Annotated in this window: 7 protein-coding genes; 3 read left to right on the top strand and 4 right to left on the bottom strand. The window is 63.2% G+C overall.

Annotated features, from left to right (window positions below; genetic code table 11):
• Nucleotides 1-16: 16 nt before the first annotated feature.
• Entirely contained in the window at nt 17-745 is a 729-nt protein-coding gene (locus L0G76_RS12735; protein WP_304357563.1) for a potassium channel family protein, read from the bottom strand.
• A 76-nt stretch (nt 746-821) separates the two neighbouring features.
• Complete coding sequence (locus tag L0G76_RS12730) at nt 822-2156, bottom strand: TrkH family potassium uptake protein (RefSeq protein ID WP_304357562.1); 1335 nt, start codon at nt 2154-2156, stop codon at nt 822-824.
• 160 nt (nt 2157-2316) lie between these two features.
• Here L0G76_RS12730 and L0G76_RS12725 point away from each other — a divergent pair, with 160 nt between their 5' ends.
• Nucleotides 2317-3195: a YihY/virulence factor BrkB family protein gene (locus L0G76_RS12725; protein ID WP_304357561.1), complete on the top strand. Its 879-nt coding sequence runs from the start codon at nt 2317-2319 to the stop codon at nt 3193-3195.
• A 110-nt stretch (nt 3196-3305) separates the two neighbouring features.
• Nucleotides 3306-4514 carry an MFS transporter gene (locus tag L0G76_RS12720; protein WP_304357560.1) on the top strand — a complete coding sequence of 403 codons (1209 nt, stop codon included), beginning with the start codon at nt 3306-3308 and terminating at the stop codon, nt 4512-4514.
• On the opposite strand, the gene L0G76_RS12715 is transcribed toward L0G76_RS12720, so the two are convergent.
• Entirely contained in the window at nt 4506-4847 is a 342-nt protein-coding gene (locus L0G76_RS12715; protein ID WP_304357559.1) for an ArsR/SmtB family transcription factor, read from the bottom strand. The two genes, L0G76_RS12720 and L0G76_RS12715, sit on opposite strands and share 9 nt — an antisense overlap.
• 34 nt (nt 4848-4881) lie before the next feature.
• Between L0G76_RS12715 and L0G76_RS12710 the strand changes: the two genes are divergently transcribed.
• Nucleotides 4882-5370 (top strand): SRPBCC domain-containing protein, encoded by a 489-nt coding sequence (locus L0G76_RS12710; protein ID WP_304357558.1) that lies wholly within the window; start codon nt 4882-4884, stop codon nt 5368-5370.
• Nucleotides 5371-5374: 4 nt separating this feature from the next.
• Here L0G76_RS12710 and L0G76_RS12705 read toward each other — a convergent pair whose 3' ends face one another.
• The gene (locus L0G76_RS12705; RefSeq protein WP_304357557.1) at nt 5375-6802 is read right to left on the bottom strand and encodes an MDR family MFS transporter; all 1428 of its coding nucleotides are present in this window, start codon (nt 6800-6802) and stop codon (nt 5375-5377) included.
• Nucleotides 6803-7059 lie beyond the last annotated feature (257 nt).

Genomic DNA, 7059 nt, shown 5'->3' with positions numbered 1-7059 from the left:
TCCCGGCCCCCAGTCCTCAGTCGTCCTTGTCGAAGGCGCTGAAGTCCTCGACCTTGCGCGGGTTGCCGGCGATGAGCATCTCGTCATCGGCATACAGCGTCACATCCTGATCCGCGATGTCCCAATGCTCGTCGCCGCTGCGCCTGAAGGCCACGACCGTCACACCGTACGTGCCGCGCAGATCGAAGGAGCCCAGGGGCGAGTCGGAGAAGCGAGTCGGTGGAGTCGTGCGAGCCAGTACGAAGTCGTCGCTGATCGGCAGGAAGTCCGACATATGTCCGCGGATCAGATGGGCCAGACGGCGCCCCATGTCGTTATCCGGTCGGATCACATTCTCGATGCCGAGCTGATCGAGTATCTCCGCATGCGTCTGGCTGATCGCCTTGGCCCAGATGTGTCGGTTCCCGATCTTCAGGATCTTGGAAGCGGTGAGTATGCTGGCCTCGAGATCACTGCCGATGGCAATCACCACCCGGCTGACTTCGTCGATTCCGAGCTGACGCAGAACAGCCTCGTCGGTGGAGTCGGCCCGCGATACGAAAGCCAGCGTCTCCGAGTAGTGGGCCACGACAGCCTCGTCGACATCGATGCCGATGACGTCGACACCGTGAGCGGCGAGTTCGGATGCCAACGATCCGCCGAAGCGCCCCAGGCCGATGACGGCAACCGCTCCGTGCTGCGCCAGCGGGGTGGGATCGCCCAGGAAGAACGCGGCCGGCCTCGCTCGCCAGGATTTCGTATTCATATCAGTGTCCTTCCTCTTTTGTGGATGCCGATGTTTCGCCTCTGCCGGTGGGCCGATGATCGGCCGGTGGCCTTGCTCAGCCGATCAGTGGTCGTTCGACGTGCAGTTCGTAGCGGATGGTCCTGGCCCTCAACGCCAGAGCCGAGGCGACGGTCACGGGACCGAGCCGGCCGAGGACCATGACCAGGATGAGCACCACTTGGCTCAACCCGGGCAGCCCGGCGGTGATGCCGGTCGACAAGCCCACGTTCGCGAAGGCGGAGATGACTTCGAAGAGCACTCGGTCCAATCCCAGCTCGGGAGCGTCGAGCATGAGCACCGTCGTGGACAGTGCAACGAGGCTCAGGGCGAGGACGATCACGGTCGTGGCCTGCCGGTGCGCCGATTCGGCCACGCGGGCTCCGAAGAGGTTCGCCTTCGTTCCGCCGGTGATCTCGGCCCAGGTGATCGCCAGGAGCACCATGACTGTCGTGATCTTGACACCGCCGGCAGTGCCCGCCGGTCCACCGCCGACGAACATGAGGATGTCCATGCCGAACCAGGTCGCCGAGTGCAGCTGCGAGATGTCGATGGAACTGAAGCCCGCAGTCCGTGTTGTCGTCGACTGGAACGCAGCGGTCTGCAGCTTGCCCCACCAATCGAGGTGGCCGAGTGTGCCGGGATTGTTCCATTCGATGGCGGCGATGAAGGCTGTGCCGCCGAGGAGGAGGACCGGCGTGATGACGATGACGGCCCGGGTCGTCATGGACCATTTCAGAGGCATCCTGTAGTGCCGGAAGAGTTCGATGAGCACCGGGTACCCCAGTCCGCCCAGAATGGCTCCGAGGGCGATGGGGGCACACACGAAGGGATCGGTGGCGTAGGCTGCGAAGCTGTCGGGCTCCAACGCGAAGCCGGCGTTGTTGAATGCGGAGATCGCGTGGAAGACCGCATCCCAGAGTGCCCCGCCCGCCGACTCGTCGTAGTGGAGCCAGAGGCGCAGGAACAGCGCCGAGGTGATCGCGAGTTCCGTGGCCACCGTGAGGCCGATGACCCGCAGCACCATCGGTCGGATGCCGCCGATGTGTGAGCTCTTCGCCTCGGCCGCGACCGACTCCCGGAGGCGAAGCCCGACCTTGCCGGCCACGAGCATGGCCAACAGAGTGGTCAGCAGGAGGATCCCCAGTCCACCGGCTTGGATCAATCCGAGGATGACGGCTTGGCCGAAGAATGTGAAGTCCCCGCCGACGGAGAGGACCTCCAGTCCGGTCACGCTGATCGCCGAGGTGGCGGTGAAGAGCGCGGACAGAAGTGAGATTCCGCCCGGAGTCGTGGTTGCTGAGGGCATCATCAGCAACCCGGTGCCGATGACGAGCGCAGCCAGGTATGTCACGACCACACGGTCGATGGCGTTGCGATGAGGATTGTGCACGTGCCCGGACCTAGTCACGACGTATCAGCACGGCTTCCGCGGTTGTCACCATGGCCCAACAGTACAACTGCCCGAGAGTTTCGGACGGACCGCTGGAACGGGAGTTCCTCGAGCGGCATGGCGGAGCTGAGTGAAAGCTGTGAACGACTAAGGTGTCACCATGGTGCCCAATTCCCAGCAGGCTGTCCCCGCGGCAAGGACGATGGAACGAGGCAAGAGGGGCATCCTCGCCAACACGATCCGTCACGTGATCAGTGACCAGGGGCTCGACCTGGCAGCGGGTCTGGCGTTCTACGCGCTGCTGTCAATGGCACCGGCGACTCTCGCCCTCGTGTCGATGCTCGGTGTGATCGGGGAGGCGAAGTCCACCACCGAGGCGGTCCTGGGCTTGGCCTCGGATCTGTCGACCGAGGCCGTCGAGTCGATCCGCCCGATCGTGTCCGAGCTGGTGTCGACCCCGGCGGCCGGTCTCACGCTCATCGTCAGCCTCATCGTCGCGATCTGGTCGTCGTCGAAGTACGTCGGTGCCTTCGGGCGGGCGGCGAACAAGGCCTATTCGGTGCAGGAGAGCCGTCCCCTGTGGAAGCTCAAGCCGATGATGCTGTTCATCACTCTGGTGCTGCTGCTCCTCATGGCCGCACTCGGTCTGCTGCTCGTGGTCTCCGGTCCCATCGCGGAGTCGCTCGGTCGCCTGGTCGGCTTGGGGCCGGTGGCGGTGATGGTCTGGAGCATCGCCAGATGGCCGGTCGTGGTCTTCTTCGTCATGCTCATGATCGCCCTTCTGTACTATGCGACTCCGAACGTGAAGAAGGCGAAGTTCCGCTGGTCGAGCATCGGTGCGTTCATTGCACTCCTCACGGTCGTCATCGTGTCTCTGGGATTCGTCGTCTACATCAACAATTTCGACAACTACAACGCCACCTACGGTGCAATCGGAGGTGTGATCGTCGGATTCGTCTGGCTGTGGATGGTCAATCTGGCTCTCATCTTCGGGGCGGAACTCGACGCTGAGATCGAGAGGGCCCAGAATTCTGAATGAGATTTCGGGGCTGAGGACCGAGCTTGCGGGACCCGGGGCCGGGTGTGAGGGGCTGAGGGTTGAGAGGGCAGGACTTCGTGGCGTGACGCCGTGTGTCGTAAGGTCAAATCATGAGTTCTGACCGACCTGAGGCATCGACGTTCACCCCTGCGCTGCTGGGGCTCGTGTGGACGGCGATGTTCGGATTCTCGGCGTTCTTCTTCAGCTACTCGACGATGGTCTCGATCGCTGCTGTCCACGGGCTTTCGACAGTCACCGGGGGCTCGGTGCTGACGACGATGATGATCGGCGTCATCGCAGTTCAGCCCTTCGCTCCCTGGGTCGGCCGGGTGCTCGGTCTCAAGGGTGCCCTGTTCGTCGCCCTGGGGCTGCAGCTGTTGGGCCAGATCCTCGGTCTGGTTGTGCCCGCGCCTCTGCTCGGCCTCGTGTTGGCTGGGCTGTTCGGGGGAGTGGGCTTCGGCCTCTTCGTCGTCCTGGCCAATGCCGCTGTGCCCGCCACGACCTCCCCGGGACGCATCGGCAAGGCATTGGGGATCTTCGGTGGGATCACCTCGCTGGCGGCCGCTCTCGGGGCACCGCTGGGCCTATGGCTGGTCGGCACGGTTCCCGTCTGGACCTTCCGTGTGATCGTGTGTGCCTCACTTCTCCTCGCGGTGCCGACCGTTGTGAAGTATCTGCCGGGGCGAGAGCGCAGGAGTGAGAAGGAACCGGCCGAGGACTCCGGGGACGCTGTCCGGGCAGGCACGGCTGAACGTCGCTCCCTGCGCAGGAGCGGACGCACGATCGGTGAGGCGCTGAGCCTGATCGTCATGCTCTCCCCGTTCCTCGTCGGCATGATCGTCTTCGGCCTCATCGTCGGCTTCGGGCCAGGCGAAGACGTCGCCGGAGCCGCGCTGTTCATCGGCGCGATGCAGGTCTCGGCGGTGGTCGGACGGTTCGTCGCCGGTGCCATCGCCGATCAGTTCTCCCCGTTCGCACTCAACCTTCTGGGCCTCATGCTGGCCGTCATCGGGCTCGTCGTCACCGTCGTCGTCTACGGCGGGATGCTGTTCGTCGCGATGGTGATCATCGGTCTCGGGCTGGGCACAATTCAATCGGCCAGCCTGGTGATGGCCTTTGCCAGTGTCAGCACGCCGGCGAAGGCCAGCGTGGCGTGGAACATGAATTTCGATATCGGTTTGGCCGTGGCCGGTGTCCTCGGCGGTCTCGGCTTCACCTACCTCGGCGACTCCGCGACCTTCCTCGTCTGCGCCCTGCTGCTGCTTTTGGCAGGCATCATCTCCTGGATGCTGCAGACCCTGCGACGACGCTCATCGTGAGTTCGTGGCCCGGTCGTCCAGGTCGGCCAGGAGCCCCACTGCGGCCCGCGTGTATTCGCCGATCCAGCGGTCGTGGATGCGCTTGATCGGCAACGGGGCCAGCGCCAGCTGACGGGTTCTGCCGATGCGACGCCCGCCGATCAGCTCGGCTCTCTCCAGGACTCGGATGTGCTGCAGGACGGTCGTGCGATCAAGCTTGCCAAACGCGGCGCAGACCTCTCCGGTTGTCCGGGGTTCGTCGCGCAGCAAGTCGAGGATCTGGCGTCGGGTGGAATTGGCCAGCGCCTTGAACACGGCATCATCGCGTTCGTCCTCATCAACAGGAGAAGCCATTCCATCTGCAGTCGACATGTGGTAAAAATATCACATGAATGATGAACAGAGCACCAAAGATGCACGGCTGGACGAACTGTCTTTCACCGTCATGGGCTACATCTCGAAGACCCCGCATGAGACCTTCGAAGCCGTGGCCGATCCGGCGCAGCTCTCGAAATACTTCACCACAGGCGGTGCACGCGGACGTTTGGAGTCCGGCGCCGAGGTGACCTGGGACTTCGCGGATTTCCCCGGTCGGTTCCCGGTTGAGGTCCTCGAGTCCGTTCAGGATGAGAGGATCGTCATCGCGTGGGAAGGCACGGAGCATGCCACGGCGAAGTCCACGACGACGACCTTCGAGTTCTCGCCTGTCGATGACGGAGCGCGGACTCTTGTCACGGTGACCGAGAAGTCATGGAAAACCACAGTTGGGGGAGCCGAGGGCGCCTTCGGCAACTGCATGGGCTGGACGGGCATGCTGGCTGCCATGAAGGCCTGGATCGAATACGGCATCGACCTTCGCGAAGGCTTCTACAGGTAGCCGCTCAGCCGGGTGTGTTCGCGCCGTGCGAGTTCTTGATGAAGAAGGACCCGACGATGCCGAAGATCCCGATGACGGCGGCGACGAAGAAGGCGACATCGGCGCCGTGAACCAGCCCCTCGACTCCGTAGACTTCCGGGTCGCGCGTCGTGGAGACCATGATGGTGACCAGGACTGCGGTACCCACCGAGGCGGCGATCTGGCGGAAGGTGTTGTTCAGTGCCGTGCCGTGGGGGATGAGGCGCTGCGGCAGCTGATTGAGCGCTGCCGTCGTCACCGGCATCATCACCATGGCCACTCCGAACATGCGGATCGTGTTGACCACGGCGAGGAAGGTGAACGAGGTGTCGGCCTCGAGGTCGGCGAAGAGGAATGTGGTGACGGTGAGCAGGGTGAAACCGGCAACGGCCAGCCACTTTGCCCCGATGGCGTCGAATACTCGTCCGGTGACCGGCGACATCAGTCCCATCACCGCTGCACCGGGCAGAAGCACCAGGCCTGATTCCATGGCGGAGAAGTCGTTCATGTTCTGCATGTAGAGCGGCAGGATCATCATGCCGCCGATCATGACGATGAACACGCACATGCCCAGGGCGGTGTTGAGGGTGAACATGCGGTAGCGCAGCACTCGGAACTCGAGCATCGGCTGGTCCAACTTGAGCTGGCGCGGAATGAAGATGGCCAGAGCGACCACGCCGATGAGCAGAGGGATGATGACCTCTGGGCTCAGCCATCCTGCGTCGCCGGCGGTTCCGAAGCCGAACAGCAGTCCGCCGAAGCCGAATGTCGACAGGATGATCGAGAGGACATCGAGCTTGGGGTATGTGCGTTCGGTGACGTTCTTGAGGATGAAGTAGGCGACGATGATGTCGATGACCGCAATCGGCAGCATCATGTAGAAGAGGGTCTCCCACGGCAGGTGGTCGACGATCCAGCCCGAGAGGCTCGGTCCGATGGCCGGAGCGAAGGCGATGACGAGGCCGAACGTGCCCATCGCCGTACCGCGCTTGTCCACCGGGAAGATTGCGAAGAGAATGGTCTGCATCAGCGGCATGATGATGCCGCCGCTCGACGCCTGAATCACGCGTCCGAGGAGAAGGACAGGATAGGTGGGCGCCAGCGCGCACACCAGTGTGCCGACGATGAACAGCAGCATCGCTGTGAGGAACAGTCCGCGGGTGGTGAACTTCTGGATCAGGAAAGCCGTGATCGGAATCATGATGCCGTTGACCAGCATGAAGCTCGTCGTCACCCACTGTGCGGCGCTGGCCGTGATGTCGAAGGACTGCATGAATGCGGGCAGTGCAGTGTTGAGCAGGGTCTGGTTGAGGATGATGACGAAGGCACCGGAGACGAGAACTGCGAGAACCACATTCCGATTGATCGGCGTGCCATCGGCTGCCGTGCTCTGAGCATTATCCTCTTTTGTCAATGAAGTTCCTTCTCTCCCCTGATTGATTGCCCTCACCGTCCGGTGGGCGACAGCTCTGGTCCGTCTGAGCGCACTGAGTCTGTCGGCGACCGCGCCGTGCGAGTCTACTCTCCATGTATCCGACCTCTGTGAACAGGGTATCGGCACGGGGCAAGACGCGGGTGTCATGGAGATGTCTCCGAGGCGACCGGCCGGACTCGGTCCACCGCCGAGGTGACAACTGAGATTCACAGTCTCATCGTCTCGTCGATCCGCGG

It is taken from the genome of Brevibacterium picturae, from assembly GCF_030453725.1.
GTDB classification, from domain to species: domain Bacteria; phylum Actinomycetota; class Actinomycetes; order Actinomycetales; family Brevibacteriaceae; genus Brevibacterium; species Brevibacterium sandarakinum_A.
Note: the sequence above shows the minus strand (reverse complement) of the source record. Positions and strands in the feature narration are given on the sequence as shown.

What these genes read in the sequence shown, in the direction of transcription:
- L0G76_RS12735 (WP_304357563.1), bottom strand. Translation starts at nt 745, where the DNA reads ATGAATACGAAATCCTGGCGAGCGAGGCCGGCCGCGTTCTTCCTGGGC.
- L0G76_RS12715 (WP_304357559.1), bottom strand. Translation starts at nt 4,847, where the DNA reads ATGGCTTCTCCTGTTGATGAGGACGAACGCGATGATGCCGTGTTCAAG.
- L0G76_RS12720 (WP_304357560.1), top strand. Translation starts at nt 3,306, where the DNA reads ATGAGTTCTGACCGACCTGAGGCATCGACGTTCACCCCTGCGCTGCTG.
- L0G76_RS12725 (WP_304357561.1), top strand. Translation starts at nt 2,317, where the DNA reads ATGGTGCCCAATTCCCAGCAGGCTGTCCCCGCGGCAAGGACGATGGAA.
- L0G76_RS12710 (WP_304357558.1), top strand. Translation starts at nt 4,882, where the DNA reads ATGAATGATGAACAGAGCACCAAAGATGCACGGCTGGACGAACTGTCT.